This is a genomic window from Pseudomonas sp. HMSC076A11 (assembly GCF_001810205.1).
GTDB lineage: Bacteria > Pseudomonadota > Gammaproteobacteria > Pseudomonadales > Pseudomonadaceae > Pseudomonas > Pseudomonas aeruginosa.
This window is the reverse complement of record NZ_KV800299.1, coordinates 157,156-174,627: the sequence shown is the minus strand read 5'-3', so window position 1 is coordinate 174,627 and position 17,472 is coordinate 157,156. Positions and strand designations below refer to the sequence as shown.

General features: G+C 65.4%; 15 protein-coding genes. 5 read left to right on the top strand and 10 right to left on the bottom strand.

Features of this window, described 5'->3' with window-relative positions:
- Nucleotides 1-114 precede the first annotated feature (114 nt).
- A complete protein-coding gene (locus HMPREF2716_RS13130; protein ID WP_003106526.1) occupies nucleotides 115-594 on the bottom strand; it encodes a YajQ family cyclic di-GMP-binding protein in 480 nt (159 codons plus the stop codon).
- 103 nt (nucleotides 595-697) lie between these two features.
- Between HMPREF2716_RS13130 and HMPREF2716_RS13125 the strand changes: the two genes are divergently transcribed.
- From HMPREF2716_RS13125 to HMPREF2716_RS13110, 4 genes are read left to right on the top strand one after another with little or no spacing between them, the layout of a single operon-like run.
- A complete protein-coding gene (locus tag HMPREF2716_RS13125; RefSeq protein ID WP_003106524.1) occupies nucleotides 698-1,798 on the top strand; it encodes a GGDEF domain-containing response regulator in 1,101 nt (366 codons plus the stop codon).
- A 36-nt stretch (nucleotides 1,799-1,834) separates the two neighbouring features.
- Nucleotides 1,835-2,746: a putative 2-dehydropantoate 2-reductase gene (locus tag HMPREF2716_RS13120; RefSeq protein ID WP_003110160.1), complete on the top strand. Its 912-nt coding sequence runs from the start codon at nucleotides 1,835-1,837 to the stop codon at nucleotides 2,744-2,746.
- A 50-nt stretch (nucleotides 2,747-2,796) separates the two neighbouring features.
- On the top strand, nucleotides 2,797-4,893 hold the full coding sequence (locus HMPREF2716_RS13115) for a sensor histidine kinase (RefSeq protein WP_003106517.1): 2,097 nt from the start codon (nucleotides 2,797-2,799) through the stop codon (nucleotides 4,891-4,893).
- A gap of 4 nt (nucleotides 4,894-4,897) precedes the next feature.
- Nucleotides 4,898-5,476, top strand: a complete 579-nt coding sequence (locus tag HMPREF2716_RS13110; protein WP_003106516.1) for a cob(I)yrinic acid a,c-diamide adenosyltransferase — start codon at nucleotides 4,898-4,900, stop codon at nucleotides 5,474-5,476.
- Between the two features lie 70 nt (nucleotides 5,477-5,546).
- Here the strand turns inward: HMPREF2716_RS13110 and HMPREF2716_RS13105 are convergent, their stop codons facing one another.
- From HMPREF2716_RS13105 to HMPREF2716_RS13085, 5 genes are all read right to left on the bottom strand, one after another.
- On the bottom strand, nucleotides 5,547-6,494 hold the full coding sequence (locus tag HMPREF2716_RS13105; RefSeq protein WP_003112754.1) for a Nudix family hydrolase: 948 nt from the start codon (nucleotides 6,492-6,494) through the stop codon (nucleotides 5,547-5,549).
- A 50-nt stretch (nucleotides 6,495-6,544) separates the two neighbouring features.
- Nucleotides 6,545-7,180 (bottom strand): glutathione S-transferase family protein, encoded by a 636-nt coding sequence (locus HMPREF2716_RS13100; RefSeq protein ID WP_003116203.1) that lies wholly within the window; start codon nucleotides 7,178-7,180, stop codon nucleotides 6,545-6,547.
- Between the two features lie 120 nt (nucleotides 7,181-7,300).
- Nucleotides 7,301-8,518 (bottom strand): bifunctional glutamate N-acetyltransferase/amino-acid acetyltransferase ArgJ, encoded by a 1,218-nt coding sequence (gene argJ, locus HMPREF2716_RS13095; protein WP_003094095.1) that lies wholly within the window; start codon nucleotides 8,516-8,518, stop codon nucleotides 7,301-7,303.
- A gap of 146 nt (nucleotides 8,519-8,664) precedes the next feature.
- On the bottom strand, nucleotides 8,665-11,415 hold the full coding sequence (secA, locus tag HMPREF2716_RS13090; protein ID WP_003112752.1) for a preprotein translocase subunit SecA: 2,751 nt from the start codon (nucleotides 11,413-11,415) through the stop codon (nucleotides 8,665-8,667).
- 133 nt (nucleotides 11,416-11,548) lie between these two features.
- Nucleotides 11,549-12,472 (bottom strand): M23 family metallopeptidase, encoded by a 924-nt coding sequence (locus tag HMPREF2716_RS13085; RefSeq protein WP_003094103.1) that lies wholly within the window; start codon nucleotides 12,470-12,472, stop codon nucleotides 11,549-11,551.
- 80 nt (nucleotides 12,473-12,552) lie between these two features.
- Here HMPREF2716_RS13085 and HMPREF2716_RS13080 point away from each other — a divergent pair, with 80 nt between their 5' ends.
- Nucleotides 12,553-13,014: a DciA family protein gene (locus tag HMPREF2716_RS13080; protein WP_003148130.1), complete on the top strand. Its 462-nt coding sequence runs from the start codon at nucleotides 12,553-12,555 to the stop codon at nucleotides 13,012-13,014.
- 60 nt (nucleotides 13,015-13,074) lie between these two features.
- Here HMPREF2716_RS13080 and lpxC read toward each other — a convergent pair whose 3' ends face one another.
- From lpxC to HMPREF2716_RS13060, 4 genes are all read right to left on the bottom strand, one after another.
- A complete protein-coding gene (gene lpxC / locus HMPREF2716_RS13075) occupies nucleotides 13,075-13,986 on the bottom strand; it encodes a UDP-3-O-acyl-N-acetylglucosamine deacetylase (RefSeq protein ID WP_003094111.1) in 912 nt (303 codons plus the stop codon).
- 112 nt (nucleotides 13,987-14,098) lie between these two features.
- Nucleotides 14,099-15,283, bottom strand: coding sequence for a cell division protein FtsZ (gene ftsZ / locus HMPREF2716_RS13070; protein ID WP_003103118.1), 1,185 nt, complete (start codon nucleotides 15,281-15,283; stop codon nucleotides 14,099-14,101).
- Nucleotides 15,284-15,333: 50 nt separating this feature from the next.
- Nucleotides 15,334-16,587, bottom strand: coding sequence for a cell division protein FtsA (gene ftsA, locus HMPREF2716_RS13065; protein ID WP_003094115.1), 1,254 nt, complete (start codon nucleotides 16,585-16,587; stop codon nucleotides 15,334-15,336).
- Between the two features lie 21 nt (nucleotides 16,588-16,608).
- On the bottom strand, nucleotides 16,609-17,472 hold the full coding sequence (locus tag HMPREF2716_RS13060) for a cell division protein FtsQ/DivIB (RefSeq protein ID WP_003094118.1): 864 nt from the start codon (nucleotides 17,470-17,472) through the stop codon (nucleotides 16,609-16,611).

The following is a 17,472-nucleotide window of genomic DNA, read 5'->3' as shown; positions in this document are numbered from 1 at the left end:
GCAGCGCGGACGAACCGACGCTGCGCCGACAGGGGCGGACAACGCGGGAGAGGTCGCGGCGGCGCTACTCCCTATTGCGATGCCCGGGATGGCGAGAGGTTCCGAAAAACCTCGTCAATCGCGGAAGTTGGTGAACTGCAACGGCATGCCGAGCGATTCGCCGCGCAGCAGGGCGATGGCCTCCTGCAGATCGTCACGCTTCTTACCGGTGACGCGCACCTGCTCGCCCTGGATGGCGGCCTGGACCTTGAGCTTGCGCTCCTTGATCAGACCAACGATCTTCTTCGCCAGGTCCTTGTCGATGCCCTCGCGGAAGTTGACGTCCTGCTTGACCACCTTGCCCGACGGGTAGGCATCCTTGATCTCCATGCACTGGCTGTCGACCTTGCGCTTGACCAGGTTGGAACGCAGGATGTCGAGCATCTGCTCGAGCATGAAATCGGCTTCGGCGGTGAGGGTCACCGACTTGTCCTTGGCTTCGAAACTGCATTTGCCTTTCAGGTCGAAACGGCGATCCAGTTCCTTGATGGCGTTGTCCACGGCGTTGGTCAACTCGTGTTTGTCCAGTTCGGACACCACGTCGAACGAAGGCATGTCATCTCTCCAGATGGACGGCGCGACAGGGTTCACAGACGGAACCGCGCCTGGCTTGACGGTAAAAAATGCCCGCCCATTATAACCGAGCCCTCGCGAGCGAATGCCCGCCGGTGTGGCGGAGACCGACGATTTCTTCCCGATGGCGCGCGCGACCGCGGCCGGGACCCGGCCTCCCGCGACGAACCGGGCCCTTGCCGGCAGCGTACCGGCGCCCATCCTCTTCTCGAGTCCGTTCATGCCCAACCCCGATCTCAGCATCCTGGTCGTCGACGACGCCAAGTTTTCCAGCGCCATGATCGGCCGCGCCCTCAGCCAGGCCGGCTACCAGGACATCCGCTTCGCCAGCAGCGCCAGCGAGGCCCTGCAGCAGCTCGAACAACGCCCGGTCAGCGTGCTCCTGGCCGACTGGCTGATGCCGGAGATGGACGGCCTGGAACTGACCGCCCGGGTCCGCCAACTGGACGAAAGCATCAACCACTACACCTACATCGTCCTGCTCACCGGCAAGGAAGGCGAGAACGTCCTCGGCGAGGCCTTCGACCGCGGCGTCGACGACTTCGTCAGCAAGGCCGCGATGAACGAGCAACTGGTGCCGCGCATCTACGCAGCCGACCGCCTGTGCAACACCCTGCAACGGTTGCTGGTGGAAAACCGCCTGCTCACCGAAAACATCGCGCGGATGGAAGAACGCAACCTGGTGGATACCCTCACCGGCCTCGGCAATCCCCGCTACCTGCGACAGAAGCTGGCCGACAGCCTGCGCCAGGTGGAAACCCGCGGTGGAGCGCTGTGCTACCTGCTGGTCGGCATGCCCGAGGCACCGGTCCTGCGCCAGCGGCACGGCGAGGCCTTCCATCGCGAGCTGCTGCTCGGCGTGGCCAGGCGCCTGCAACAGCTGGTCCGGCCGCTGGACGTGCTGGTGCGCCTGGACGAGCAGCATTTCGCCCTGATCACCCTGGTGGAGGACCTGCACGAATGCTCGTCGAGCAGCTTCAAGCGGCTGCACGACGGGCTCAACCTGAAGGCCTTCAAGACCAGCGAAGGCTTCATCAGCCTGAAAGCCGGCATCGCCATGCTCGGCCTCGACAGCGGGGCATTGCCGCTGGGCATCGACGAACTGCTGCAGCGCACCGAGGCCCTGTTGCCCGATGCCTATGCCAGCGGCAGGATCGCAACCTGCCGGCTACCGGCACTGCGCTAGACTTCGCCCTATCGTCAGCCATTCGCAGTAGCCACCATGACCTGGCATATCCTCGGCGCCGGTAGCCTCGGCAGCCTCTGGGCCGCGCGCCTCGGGCGCGCCGGCCTGCCCGTCCGCCTGATCCTGCGCGACCGCCAGCGCCTGCGCCGCTACCAACAGGCCGGCGGACTGAGCCTGGTGGAAGACGGCCAGGCCAGCCTCTACCCGATCGCCGCGGAAACCCCGGACGGCGGGCAACCCATCCAGCGCCTGCTGCTGGCCTGCAAGGCCTACGACGCGGAGGAAGCCGCCTCCAGCGTGGCCCATCGCCTGGCCGGCAACGCCGAACTGCTGTTGCTGCAGAACGGCCTGGGCAGCCAGCAGGCGGTCGCCGCCCGCCTGCCGCGCAGCCGCTGCCTGTTCGCCTCCAGCACCGAAGGCGCGTTCCGCGATGGCGATTTCCGCGTGGTCTTCGCCGGCCGGGGGCACACCTGGCTCGGCGATCCGCGCGACACAAGCGCCCCCGCCTGGCTGGCGCAGCTGTCCCAGGCCGGGATCCCGCACAGCTGGAGCGACGACATCCTCGAACGGCTGTGGCGCAAGCTGGCCCTGAACTGCGCGATCAACCCGCTGACCGTCCTCCACGATTGCCGCAACGGCGGCCTGCGGCAGCACCCGGAAGAGATCGCCGCGCTTTGCGACGAACTCGGCCAGTTGCTCCACGCCAGCGGCTACGACGCCGCCGCCAGGAGCCTGCTGGAGGATGTCCGGGCGGTGATCGACGCCACCGCGGCCAACTATTCCTCGATGCATCAGGACGTCACCCGCGGCCGGCGCACGGAAATCGGCTACCTGCTCGGCTACGCCTGCCAGCACGGGCAGCGCCTGGGACTACCGCTGCCGCGCCTGGGAACCTTGCTCGCCCGCCTCCAGGCCCATCTGCGCCAGCGCGGTTTGCCCGACCGCTAAAGCGCGTTACCCTGCCCGCCATTCCTTTTCGCCGCGGACCGCCAGAGCCCATGAACCTGCGCCAGCGCCTCGACAACCTGCCCGTAGGGCAGAAACTGCTCGCCGCCCTGCTGATCCTGCTGGCTACCGTGCTGCTGGTGGCCAACCTGGCGTTCATCAGCGCCGCCTACTGGATTTCCCAGGAGAGCGTCGCCCCCCAGGCGATGCAGACCATCGGCCGGCTGATCGCCAACCCGGCGCTCAGCCAGCCGGCACTCAGTTCGCCGCAGACCGCCGAGGTCCTGCTGCGCCAGCTCAACGATTACCAGCCGTTGCGCGCCGCGGCCCTGTACGACAGCAATGGGCTGATGCTGGCCGACCTGCAACGCGGCGACACCCTCAAGCTGCCGGCCCGCCTGGACCGCCTGGAGCACTGGAGGCGCGGCGAGTACCGCCTCAACGCGCTGATCGAACTGCCCCAGGAAAACGCCCGCCCCGGCTACCTGCTGCTGGTGGCCAGCGGTGAACTTCCGAGCGCGTTCTACACCGGAACCCTCACCGCCAGCCTGGCGATCCTCGGCGTCAGCGTGCTGCTCTGGCTGCTGGTGGCGCAGCAGATACGCCGCCTGATCACCCGGCCGATCCGCGATCTCGAGGAACTGTCGCGGCAGGTCACCCGCGAGGAGAACTACGCCCTCCGCGCCCAGCGCGGCAACGGCGACGAGATCGGCCGCCTGGCCGACGCGTTCAACACCATGCTGACCCGCATCGAGGCCCGCGAGCAGCAGCTCAAGCGCGCCCGCGACGATGCCCAGGAAGCGGTCGAGCAGGCCCAGAGCCTGGCCGAGGAAACCCGCCGCTCGAACCGCAAGCTGGAACTGGAAGTGCAGGTGCGCAGCAAGATCGAGAAGAAGCTCACCGGTTTCCAGCACTACCTCAACAGCATCATCGACTCCATGCCTTCGGCGCTGATCGCGGTGGACGAGCAACTCTACGTCACGCAGTGGAACCAGGAGGCCAGCCAGCTTTCCGGCACCAGCCTGGACGATGCGGTCAACCAGCCGGTGTTCCTCGCCTTTCCCTCGCTCAAGCCGTTCCTTCCGCAGCTCACCCGGGCTGCCGAGAAGCACAGCGTGGAGCGTGTCGAACGGGTCACCTGGGCGCTGATCGACACGCCACGCCACTACGCCCTGACCTTCTACCCGCTGATGGGCGGCACCGGCCGCGGCGCGGTGATCCGCATCGACGACATCACCCAGCGGCTGAGCCTGGAAGAAGTGATGGTGCAATCGGAGAAGATGCTCTCGGTCGGCAGCCTCGCCGCCGGCATGGCCCACGAGATCAACAACCCGCTCGGCGCGATCCTGCACAACGTGCAGAACATCAAGCGGCGCCTGTCCCCGGAGCTGGCGAAGAACGTCGAGCTGGCGGCCGAGGTCGGAGTGCCGCTGGAAGACATCAATCACTACCTCGACGGCCGCGACATCCCGCGCCTGCTGGAAGGCATCCAGCACGCCGGCTCGCGGGCAGCGAAGATCGTCACCCACATGCTCGCCTTCAGCCGCCGCAGCCACCGGCAGATGACCGCTTGCGAACTGCCCGCACTGCTCGAACAGGCGGTGGAAATCGCCGGTAACGACTTCGACCTGGCCGAAGGCTTCGACTTCAAGTCGTTGCAGATCGTCCACGAGTTCGACCCCAACCTCGGCCCGGTGCCGGTGATCGCCAACGAGGTCGAGCAGGTCCTGCTCAACCTGCTGAAGAACGCCGCCCAGGCCATCCACCAGCGCGACGACGAAGAGGAAGGCGAACAGGGCCGGATCGTCCTGCGCACGCGCCTGACGCCGCCCTGGGCGGAAGTCCAGGTGGAAGACAACGGCAGCGGCATGCCCGAACTGGTGCGCAAGCGTATCTTCGAGCCGTTCTTCACCACCAAGGAAGTCGGCCAGGGCACCGGTCTCGGCCTGTCCGTCTCGTATTTCATCATCACCAACAATCACAAGGGCCAGATGGAAGTACGCTCGGAACTGGGCCGCGGCACCTGCTTCAGCATCCGCCTGCCGCTGGAAAGCTCCGAAGCGGTCGCCCCGGCACAAGCCAAGGCCCTGCCGCCCGCTCTGCCGCAACCCGGTAGCAGCCTGCGGCGGGGCGACGAAGAGGAAGGTTGAATCCATGGGCAATCGATTGTCGAAGATCTACACCCGTACCGGCGACCGCGGCGAGACCGGCCTGGCCGGCGGACGCCGGGTGCCCAAGAGCCATCCACGCATCGAGGCGATCGGCGCGGTGGACGAATTGAACAGCCAGTTGGGCCTGCTCCTTGCCGAGCTGCTGGAAGCGCGTGGCGCACATCCCGGCCTGGAGGAGATCGTCCAGGCGCTGGCGCCGGTGCAACACCGCCTGTTCGACCTCGGCGGGGAGCTGGCGATGCCGGAGTATCGGGCCCTGGACGAGACGGAAGTGGCACGCCTGGAAAGCTGCATCGACCGCTGGAACGACGAGCTGGGCCCGCTGAAGAATTTCATCCTCCCCGGCGGTTCCCGCCTGGTCGCCCAGGCCCATGTCTGCCGCAGCCTGGCGCGCAGTGCCGAACGGCGCTGCCAGGCGCTGGACCAGGAGGAAACGCTGGAGGGCGTCGGCCTGTGCTACCTGAACCGGCTCTCCGACCTGCTGTTCGTCGCCGCCCGCGCCATCGCCCGGCGCCAGGGCGTGGCGGAGATTCTCTGGGAGGCGGCGGCAAAACCGGACTGACGGCGAGCGAGGGCTCGGCATCGAGACGAAAAAAAGGAGGCCGAAGCCTCCTTTTTTCTTCATTCCACCGTCAAAGGCCGCCCGGCCAGAACGCACGGATACCCGCCACGCCTTGGGCTCCATGCTCCCAAGCCTGCTCGGCTTGCTGCGGACCGAGGCCACCCAGCAGGTAGACCGGCTGGTTGAAGCCGGCGATCAGTTCGGCGGCCTTGTCCCAACCCAGCGCCGGCTCGCCGGGATGGCTCTCGGTCGGCTGTACCGGCGAAAGAGTGACGAACTCCACTCCCATCGAGGCAGCCAGGGCCAGTTCCTCCGCGTCGTGGCAGGAGGCGGCCAGCAGGCGCCCTTCGGGGAACGGCCGACCGGCGCTGGCGTATTTGCGCAGTTGAGCGGAGGTCAGGTGCCAACCGGCAGCCGGGAAGTCGCCCAGCCACTCCAGCGGGCCTTTCAGCATCAGTTGCGCCTTGCCGGCGCAGAGTCCCTGGATATCGATGGCGAGATCGCGGTATTCGGGACTGAACATGTTCGGCGCGCGCAACTGGATCAGGCGGATGCCCGCCTCCACCGCCTTGCGTACGCCGCTGATCAGCTCGCCCGGCTCCAATCCGTCCGGGGTGATCAGGTAGTGCGCCGGCAGGCGCGCGGCCTGGACGATCGGCGCGTTGGCGGCGGGGAACTCGTAGTCGGCCAGCTCGCGCGGCTCCACCCAGGCCAGCGGTTGGCCCTCGGCGCCGTGGGCTTCGCCGGAAAACCCGTCGACCTCCCAGACATCGAGCAGGACGTGCTTGTCGGCATAGTCGTGCCGGACCTGGATCAGCGGCCGGGCCCGCTCGACACGGATGCCCAGTTCCTCTTCCAGCTCACGGGCCAACGCCGCGCGCACCGGCTCGCCGTCCTCCACCTTGCCCCCGGGAAACTCCCACAGGCCGCCCTGGTGCTTGTCTTCCGGCCGCCGGGCGATCAGCACCCGGCCATCGGAGCCACGAATCACGGCCGCGGCGACATGTACTCGTTTCACGGATCATCTCCTCGCTACTGCCGTCACGCACCGCAAGCGGCGGACGGCCATCAACTACCGGCCTGCTCGCGCAATGCCGCGTCGTACCAGGCGCGGAACGCAGGCCACTGATAAATCGTCTCGACATAGGTCCGGGCGATATCCGGCAACTCCACCGCATAACTGCGGAAACGCGCCGCCACCGGTGCGTAGAACGCATCCGCCAGGCTGGCGTGGCCGAACAGGAACGGACCGTCCTGGCCGAAGCGCCGCCGGCAATCCGCCCAGGCTTCGCAGATACGTTGAATATCCTGTCGTGTCGCCTCGGACAATTCCACCAATGGCTGCTGGCGCCGCAGGTCCATCGGCAGCTCGCCGCGCAACGCGGCGAAACCGCTGTGCATTTCCGCGCAAACCGAACGGGCCAGCGCCCGCGCCGCCTCGCCGCGCGGCCACAGGTGGGCCTCGGGGAAGCGCTCGGCGAGGTACTCGGCGATGGCCAGGGAATCCCAGATGTCGCCATCCTCGCTTTTCAGCAAGGGCACCTTGCCGGTCGGCGAATATTGCAGGATCCGCTCCCGGGTATCGGGCCGCCCCAGCGGGACGAGGATCTCGTCGAACGCCGCCCCGCTCATGCGCAGGGCCAGCCAGCCCCGCAGCGACCAGGACGAGTCATTGCGATTGCCAATCACGATGGTCAGGGCCATGCGCCTCTCCTCTTCGGCCGCCCGACGCGGACGGCCATGCACCAGAGAACTTAAGAGGCGCACGGACCGATGGCAAATTCCCGATTTTCATCCATCGATGAAGGATCGGAATGCCTGGCTTCAGGTGCGGTACTCTGCGTTGATCTTCACGTATTCGTGGGACAGGTCGGTGGTCCAGATGGTCTCGCTGCAGGTGCCGCGTCCCAGTTCGATGCGGATGCCGATCTCGGCCTGGGCCATCACCGCCGCGCCCTGTTCCTCGGTGTAACTGGCCGCCCGGCCGCCACGGCTGGCGATACAGACGTCGCCAAGGAACACGTCGATCTTGCTCACGTCCAGATTGGCCACGCCGGCACGTCCGACCGCGGCGAGAATGCGTCCCCAGTTCGGGTCGGAGGCGAACAGCGCGGTCTTGATCAGCGGCGAGTGGGCCACGGCATAGCCGACATCCAGGCACTCCTGGTGGGTGGCGCCGCCGTTGACCTGAACAGTGACGAACTTGGTCGCGCCCTCGCCGTCGCGAACGATGGCCTGGGCCAGCTCCATGGAAACCTCCAGTACCGCTTGCTTCAACGCGGCGAACAGCGCGCCGCTGGCCTGGGTGACTTCCGGCAGCGCCGCGCGACCGGTGGCGATCAGCATGCAGCAGTCGTTGGTGGAGGTATCGCCGTCGATGGTGATGCGGTTGAAGGACTTGTTGGCGGCGTCGCGCAACAGATCCTGCAGCACGCCCTGGGCGACCTTGGCGTCGGTGGCGATATAACCGAGCATGGTCGCCATATTCGGCTTGATCATCCCGGCGCCCTTGCTGATCCCGGTGACGGTCACGGTCACGCCATCGTGCACGAACTGGCGGCTGGCGCCCTTGGGCAGGGTATCGGTGGTCATGATCCCCGCGGCAGCTTCGGCCCAGCGGTCCTCGGCCAGGTCGGCCAGGGCCGCAGGCAACGCCGCCTCGATCTTGGCCACCGGCAGGGGTTCGCCGATCACCCCGGTGGAATATGGCAGCACCGAAGTCTCGGCGACCCCGGCCAGTTCGGCGAGCTTGGCGCAGGTTTGCGCGGCGGCGACGAGGCCGGCCTCGCCGGTACCGGCGTTGGCGTTGCCGGTATTGGTCAGCAGGTAGCGCACCTCACCGAGGAAACGCTGTTTGGCCAGGGTCACCGGCGCGGCACAGAACGCGTTCAGGGTGAACACCCCGGCCACGCTGGAGCCTTCGGCGCAGCGCATGACCACCACGTCTTTGCGCCCCGGTCGCTTGATGCCGGCGGAAGCGATGCCGAGTTCGAAACCGGGGACCGGGTGCAGGGTGGACAGGGGGCCAAGACCGACAGCCATGGGAACGCGCTCCTTTACCAAACAGTGGACTCGATGCCGTCTGCGACGGCGTGACGGAAAACGCATCGGCGCCGGGCTGGCGCCAATTCGAACAAACGCCGCGAGCGGCAGGACCGGTCGCGGCGTTGGTGAACCAGGCGGGAAGCTTAGTCCAGCTGCCCGTGGCAGTGCTTGTATTTCTTGCCGGAACCGCACGGGCAAGGCTCGTTGCGGCCGATCTTCTGCTCGTTGCGCACAGGCTCGAGCGGCACGACCGGAGCCGGGCCCTCGGGAAGCTCTTCTTCCTCGCCGGCCACGGCCTGCTCCATCGAGGGAGCCTCGGCGTGCTGGAACTGCATGCGCTTGGCCAGTTCCTCCGCCTCGCGACGCAGGCGGGCCTCCTCTTCGGCCGGGTCTTCGCGACGGACCTGGACGTGGGACAGCACGCGGATGGTGTCGCGCTTGATCGAGTCCAGCAGCTCCTGGAACAGGGTGAAGGACTCGCGCTTGTATTCCTGCTTAGGATTCTTCTGCGCGTAGCCACGCAGGTGGATGCCGTGCCGCAGGTGGTCCATGGTCGACAGATGGTCCTTCCACAGGTCGTCCAGCACCCGCAGCAGCATCTGCTTCTCGAAGGCGCGCAGGGCTTCGGCGCCGGCCAGCTCTTCCTTCTCGTAGTAGGCGGCGACGATCTGCTCGAGGATCTTGCTACGCAGGGTTTCCTCGTACAGCTTGTCGTCTTCGTCCAGCCACTGCTGGATCGGCAGGCGCACGGCGAAGTCGCTGTACAGCGCAGCCTCCAGGCCTTCGATGTCCCACTGCTCGGGCAGCGACTGCGGCGGAATGTGCTGGTTGATGGTGGCGCTGAGGGTTTCCTCGCGGAATTCCTTGATGGTCTCGCCCACGTCCTCTGCCGACAGCAGGGTATTGCGCATGTGGTAGATCACCTTGCGCTGCTCGTTGGCTACGTCATCGAATTCCAGCAGTTGCTTGCGGATGTCGAAGTTGCGCCCTTCGACCTTGCGCTGAGCCTTCTCGATGGCGTTGGTCACCATGCGGTGCTCGATCGCCTCGCCGGACTGCATGCCCAGCGCCTTCATGAAGTTCTTCACCCGGTCGGAGGCGAAGATCCGCATCAGGTTGTCTTCCAGCGACAGGTAGAAGCGGCTGGAACCCGGGTCGCCCTGACGACCGGCACGGCCGCGCAACTGGTTGTCGATCCGGCGGGACTCGTGGCGCTCGGAGGCGATCACGTGCAGGCCGCCCGCCTCGATCACCTGCTGGTGGCGCTTCTGCCATTCGGCCTTGATCTGGGCGATCTGCTCCTCGGTGGGGTTCTCCAGGGCCGCGACTTCGACTTCCCAGTTGCCGCCGAGGAGGATGTCGGTACCGCGGCCGGCCATGTTGGTGGCGATGGTCACCGAACCGGGCGCGCCAGCCTGGGCGATGATCTCGGCTTCCTTCTCGTGGTACTTGGCGTTGAGCACCTTGTGCTCGATGCCTGCCTCTTGCAACAGCTTGGAAACGTACTCGGAACTCTCGATCGACGCGGTGCCGACCAGGATCGGCCGGCCGAGGGCCTGGCACTGCTTGATGTCGGTGATGATCGCCGCGTACTTCTCTTCCTGGGTCAGGTAGACCAGGTCGTTGAAGTCCTTGCGCGCGATCGGCCGGTGGGTCGGGATCACCACCACGTCGAGACCGTAGATCTGGCGGAACTCGAAGGCCTCGGTATCGGCGGTGCCGGTCATGCCGGCCAGCTTGTTGTACAGGCGGAAGTAGTTCTGGAAGGTGGTGGAGGCCAGGGTCTGGCTCTCGGCCTGGATCGGCAAGCCTTCCTTCGCCTCGATGGCCTGGTGCAGGCCCTCGGACAGGCGACGGCCAGGCATGGTGCGGCCGGTGTGCTCGTCGATCAGGAGGATCTGGTCGCCCTGGACGATGTACTCGACGTTGCGGTGGAACAGGGTGTGCGCGCGCAGCGCTGCGTAAACGTGGGTCAGCAGGCTCAGGTTGTGCGCCGAGTAGAGGCTCTCGCCTTCGCCGAGCAGGCCGTTCTGGCTCAGCAGGTCCTCGATGAACTGGTGGCCCTGCTCGTTGAGTTCGACCTGGCGGGTCTTCTCGTCGATGCTGTAGTGGCCTTCCTCGGTCGGCTTGCCCTCGACCTCTTCGACCTGGCGCTTGAGACGCGGGATCAGCTTGTTGATCTTGATGTACAGCTCGGAGCTGTCTTCGGCCTGGCCGGAGATGATCAGCGGGGTACGCGCCTCGTCGATGAGGATCGAGTCCACTTCGTCGACCACGGCGAAGTTCAGCTCGCGCTGGAACTTGTCGTCCAGGCTGAAGGCCATGTTGTCGCGCAGGTAATCGAAGCCGAATTCGTTGTTGGTGCCGTAGGTGATGTCGGCGGCGTAGGCGGCGCGCTTGTCTTCCGGCGGCTGGAAGGGAGTGACCACGCCGACGCTGAGGCCGAGGAACTCGTACAGCGGGCGCATCCAGTTGGCGTCGCGGCGCGCCAGGTAGTCGTTCACCGTGACCACGTGCACGCCCTTGCCGGACAGCGCGTTGAGGTAGACCGGCAGGGTGCCCACCAGGGTCTTGCCCTCGCCGGTACGCATTTCGGCGATCTTGCCGTCGTGCAGGGTCATGCCACCGATCAGCTGGACGTCGAAGTGGCGCATGCCCATCACCCGCTTGCCAGCCTCGCGAACCACGGCGAAGGCTTCGGGCAGCAATTGGTCGAGCGTTTCGCCCTTGGCGTAGCGCTGCTGGAATTCAGCCGTTTTCGCCTTCAACTGCTCGTCGGAGAGCGCCACCATCTGGGGCTCGAGCGCATTGATGGCCTGTACAGCCTTGGCCATGCGCTTTACATCACGCTCGTTCTTGCTTCCAAAGAGTTTCTTCAACAAAGGCGCAAACATATCGACTTGGTCATCCACACGTGGGGAATGGAAGGCTCACCCATCCGGCGGCCCGTGCCGATCAACGGCATGAAAGGGAACATTCTACCCGGAAACGGGTATGAGAAAAGTACAGCAGATCAATGCGCGTCGCTCACTCGGAAACAGACGCGCGTGCGATGAAGCTTTGCGGATTCATTACCCGGCCATCCTTCATCACTTCGAAATGTACGTGGTAGCCGGTGGAGCGTCCGGTGCTGCCGACCTTGGCCAGCACCTGGCCGCGCTTGACCAGGTCACCGACCTCGACCAGGTTCTTCTGGTTATGGGCATACAACGTGGTGTAGCCATCGGCGTGCCCGACCTCGACCACGTTGCCATAGCCGTTCTTGCGCCCGGACCAGGTCACCACCCCCGCCGCCACGGCCACCACGTCGCTGCCGGCCGGCGCGGCGAAGTCGATGCCCTTGTGCATGCTCAGGCGGCCGCTCACCGGATTGACCCGGCGCCCGAACGGCGAGGAGATGTAGCCCTGGCGCACCGGCTGGCCGGCCAGGTAGGTCGACTGGCTGATGTGCTTGTCGGCGAGCAGTTGCTCCAGCACCTCGAGCTGCTGCTCGCGGGTATCCAGGCGTGCCGCCAGTTCGTCTAGCGTCGCCATGAACGACGGCGGGGCATAGGCGCTGCCCTCCAGCGGTTCGTCGACGCCACCCTGGCCGACGCTCAGGGAGAAGTCGAACTCGTCGGGGTCGACGTCGGCCAGCTCGGTGAGACGTTCGCCGAGGGCATCCAGCCGAACCAGGCGCGCCTGCAGTTCGCCGAGATGCACGCTCAGTGCGTCCATCTGCCGCTGCGCGTCCTCGCGGGCGCTGCTGATCTCGGCGCTCTGCGCCTGCAGCGCGGCATCGACTTCGATGCCGGCCACCGGAGCCGGCGCGCGGAACAGCCAGGCGCCCATGAAGCCCCCGGCCAACAGGCTGGCACCGACCACGCAGGCCCCGGCCAGCATCAGCAACCGCGGCTGCAGATGGACGGAGCGAGCGGCCCCATGGTGCCGGCTCAGAAAAATGATGTGCATGACTTATCCTTCATACGGGCCGGCAGTAGCGAAACGCTTTCTGCTACCATTCCGACTCAGTAACCCCCAGGCTTCCCGCCATGTCTTTTCGTCCCTTGCCCGCCCAGGCATCGACCCAGTTGCTGCGCCAGGCCAGGCCGCTGCAGATGCTGTTCGCCGAAGCCCAGCGCATCTGCCGCCTGCAGCAACTGCTGGAAAGCCAGTTGCAACCGGCGGCGCGCCCGTACTGCCATGTGGCTTCGTGGCGCGGCGGTTGCCTGCTGCTGATCGTCACCGATGGCCACTGGGCCACACGCCTGCGCTATCAGCAGCGGCGCCTGCAGCGGCAGCTGCAGGCTTTCGAAGAATTCGCGAACTTAGCGAAAATCCTTTTCAAGGTGCAACCCACCACGTCCACACAACGTGCGGCACGTCGCAGCTTGACCCTGTCTGCCGTCGCGGCGGAAAACCTTCGCGAATCCGCCGAGATCGTCGGCAATCCACGCCTGCGGGAAGCGCTCGAGCGGTTGGCAAGCCGCGCCGAGAAAAGCCGGCAAGAATAAATCCCGAAATAAAAAGAGGCCACCCTGAGGTGGCCTCCAAATATGGAAAGGAGAGTTTTCCTACACTGCCGCCGCCGGGCGCATATAGGAAATAGGCGCGGTACGCGCGTCTTCGAAGGTCACCACTTCCCAAGCATCCTTGTCTGCGATCAACGTACGCAGCAGTTGGTTGTTCAGGGCATGGCCGGACTTGAAGCCACGGAACTCGCCGATAAGACTGTTGCCGAGCAGATACAGGTCGCCGATGGCATCCAGGATCTTGTGCTTGACGAACTCGTCCTCGTAACGCAGGCCGTCTTCGTTGAGCACGCGGTTCTCGTCGACCACGATCGCGTTCTCCACGCTACCGCCGAGTGCCAGGTTCTGCGAACGCAGGTACTCGATGTCGCGCATGAACCCGAAGGTACGGGCGCGGCTGACCTCCTTGACGAAGGAAGTACTGGAGAAATCGACCGAGGCCTGCTGGGTGCGACCACGGAAGACCGGATGATCGAAATCGATCTCGAAGCTGACCTTGAAGCCGTCGAACGGAACGAAGACGGCGCGCTTGTCGCCCTCTTCCACGCTGACTTCGCGCTTGATGCGGATGAACTTCTTGGCAGCTTCCTGCTCTTGCAATCCGGCGGACTGGATCAGGAATACGAACGGACCAGCGCTGCCATCCATGATCGGCACTTCCGAAGCGGACAGCTCGACGTAGGCGTTGTCGATACCCAGGCCGGCCATGGCCGAGAGCAGGTGCTCCACCGTATCCACTTTGACGTCACCCTTGACCAGGGTGGTCGACATGGTGGTTTCGCCGACGTTCTCGGCCCGGGCCGGGATTTCCACGACCGGATCCAGGTCGGTGCGGCAGAACACGATACCGGTGTCCACCGGCGCCGGTTTCAGGGTCAGGTAAACCTTTTCCCCCGAGTGCAGACCGACGCCAGTAGCCCGGATGATGTTCTTCAAGGTGCGTTGTTTGATCATGGCTTTGGCCGCTTAAGCGCTGACTGCGAACTGTTTTCAACAATGGCCGGCGATGATAGCAGAACCGGCCTTTGCTGAACACCAATCACATCTCTACTCCTGATTAATTACTTCAATCGGCCTGACGACGCAGGAACGCCGGGATATCCAGGTAATCCAGGTCATCCTGCGGGTTCAGCTTGGCCGCGGTCGCCGCGCTGCCGTGAGACTGGTTGCGCATCACGGTAGGACGGTCGAGGTCGCGGTAGTTCACCGACTGCTGCTCGCGCTGAGCCGGAGCGGCTGCCTGGGTTGCACTGCCCTGCACGGTGTTGTCGACGACCTTCACCGGCTTCTCCAGGCGCGCGCCCAGGCCGGTGGCGACTACGGTGACGTGCAGTTCATCGCGCATGTCCGCGTCGATCACGGTGCCCACCTTCACAGTGGCGTGCTCGGAAGCGAACTGTTCGATGATGTTGCCGACATCGGAGTACTCGCCCAGGGACAGGTCCGGACCCGCGGTGATGTTCACCAGGATGCCGCGCGCGCCCTGCAGGTTGACGTCTTCCAGCAGCGGGTTGCGGATTGCCGCCTCGGTGGCCTCGCGGGCACGGTTCGGACCGCTGGCGCAGCCGGTACCCATCATCGCCATGCCCATTTCGCTCATGACGGTCTTCACGTCGGCGAAGTCGACGTTGATCATGCCCGGACGCTTGATGATGTCGGAGATACCGCGCACGGCACCGGCCAGCACGTCATCGGCCTTGGCGAAGGCGGCCAGCAGGCTGGCGTCCTTGCCGAGGATGGTCAGCAGCTTCTCGTTCGGGATGGTGATCAGCGAATCGACGCTCTCGGCCAGCGCACGGATGCCCTCGTCGGCGATCTGCATGCGCTTGCGACCTTCGAACGGGAACGGGCGGGTCACCACCGCGACGGTGAGGATGCCCATTTCCTTCGCCACTTCGGCGATGATCGGCGCGGCGCCGGTACCGGTGCCGCCACCCATGCCGGTGGTGATGAAGACCATGTCGGCGCCTTCCAGCACTTCGGAAATGCGCTCGCGATCTTCCAGAGCCGCCTGACGACCAACTTCCGGATTGGCGCCGGCACCCAGCCCCTTGGTGACGCCCGGGCCGAGTTGCAGAACGGTGCGCGCCGCGATGTTCTTCAGCGCTTGTGCGTCGGTGTTGGCGCAGATGAACTCGACGCCCTCGACGTTGTTCTTGGCCATGTGATTGACGGCGTTGCCGCCACCACCACCTACACCGATCACTTTTATGACGGCGGTTTGTGCGATGTTATCGACCAGTTCAAACATTTCCCCTCTCCTTCCTTTCTAGTTTTGTCGCCTACTGTTACCGCGTTGAATCAGAAATTGCCCTGGACCCAGCGTTTGAGCCGCTCCAGGACAGGTGCCTTGGGTTCGTCGCTGCTGTAGCTGCTGCCTGACACAGACATCGACATGCCATCGGACTGCTTCTGCAGTCCGTACATCAGCAGGCCGACGCCCGTCGAATAGATCGGGTTGCGCACCACGTCGGTGAGGCCCTTCACGCTATACGGCACGCCGAGGCGTACCGGCATGTGGAAGATTTCCTCGGCCAGCTCGACCGCGCCTTCCATCTTCGAGGTGCCGCCGGTGAGGACGATCCCTGCCGGGATCAGGTCCTCGTAGCCGCTGCGGCGCAGCTCGGCCTGGACCAGGGTGAACAGCTCGTCGTAACGAGGCTCGACCACTTCGGCCAGGGCCTGGCGCGACAGTTCGCGCGGCGGCCGGTCGCCGACGCTGGGCACCTTGATGGTCTCGCCGGCACCGGCCAGCTTGGCCAGGGCGCAGGCGTAGCGGATCTTGATCTCTTCCGCGTACTGGGTCGGCGTCCGCAGGGCCATGGCGATGTCATTGGTGACCTGGTCGCCGGCGATCGGGATCACCGCGGTATGGCGGATCGCGCCTTCGGTGAAGATCGCGATATCGGTGGTGCCGCCGCCGATATCCACCAGGCACACGCCCAGTTCCTTCTCGTCCTCGGTCAGCACCGAATAGGCCGAGGCCAACTGCTCGAGGATGATGTCGTCGACCTCGAGGCCGCAGCGGCGCACGCACTTCTCGATGTTCTGCGAGGCATTCACCGCGCAGGTCACCACGTGCACCTTGGCTTCCAGGCGCACCCCGGACATGCCCAGCGGCTCGCGCACGCCTTCCTGGTTATCGATCACGTAATCCTGGGCCAGGGTATGCAGCACCCGCTGGTCCGCCGGGATCGCCACCGCCTGGGCGGCATCCAGTACCCGTTCGATATCCGCCGGGTTCACCTCGCGATCGCGGATCGCCACGATGCCGTGGGAATTGAGGCTGCGGATGTGGTTGCCGGCGATGCCGACGAACGCCGAGTGGATACGGCAACCGGCCATCTGCTGGGCCTCGTCGATGGCGCGCTGGATCGACTGCACGGTGGACTCGATGTTCACCACCACGCCCTTCTTCAGGCCGCGGGACGGATGAGTACCGATGCCAACGACCTCCAGCTGGCCATCGGCCGTCACCTCGCCCACCAGCGCCACCACCTTGGAGGTACCGATGTCGAGGCCGACGATCATCTTGCCGCTCTGCACGCTTGCCATGGTTATTACTGTCTCCTCAACTCATTGCACGGCGCTGGCCGTGGCCACCGTCGCGGGCGTGACCGGCTCGCGCCACGCAACGGCGAGGCCGTTGGGGTAACGCAGGTCGATCCGCGCAATGTTCGAAATCTGATCTTTGAGTGCCTTGTCGTAGATGCTTACGAAGCGGCGAATCTTGTCTACCACGTGGTCGCGCCCGATCTGGATCTCGACGCCCTGGGCCGTGGTCAGCGCCCAACCGCCGCGATCGCTCATTTCCAGGCGGGCGATGGAGAACCCGAGGGGACGCAGCAACTGGCTGAGCAACTGGTATTGCTGCATCACCTGCTGTTGCGCCCGCTGTGGACCATGCAAGCGGGGCAGATGTTCATAATTCGCCAGTTCCTTTGGCGTAAAAGCCTGTCCCTGGTTGTTCAGCAGCGCTTCGTCGCCCCACCGCGCGATCGGCAGTTGCTCGTCCAGGCGGATCACCACCTGGTCCGGCCACACCCGGCGCACCTCGGCGTGGGCGATCCAGGGCATCTGTTCCAGTTGCCCGCGCATGCCCGCCAGGTCGATGGTGAAGAAGCTCGCCGCCAGGTACGGGGAGATCCGCTGCTGCACCGCGCGCTGGCTGATGTAGCTGAGGTCGCCCTCGACACTGACCTTGGCGATCGGCCGGTCGGCGTACGGCAGGATGTACTCGGCGCCGCGATAGGCGCCATAGCCGAGAACGGCCAGCAACAGCGGCCAGGCCAGGTACTTGAGGAAACTGAAGTCGGCTTTCGGCAGGCGCACGCTCAGCGGTTCCTTGGCCACCAGACGGCTGGCGCCGCGCGGCATCGGCTTGCGCGGAGCGCGGCCGAGTCCACCGGGTTGCTGATGACGGAGCAGTACGCCATTCAT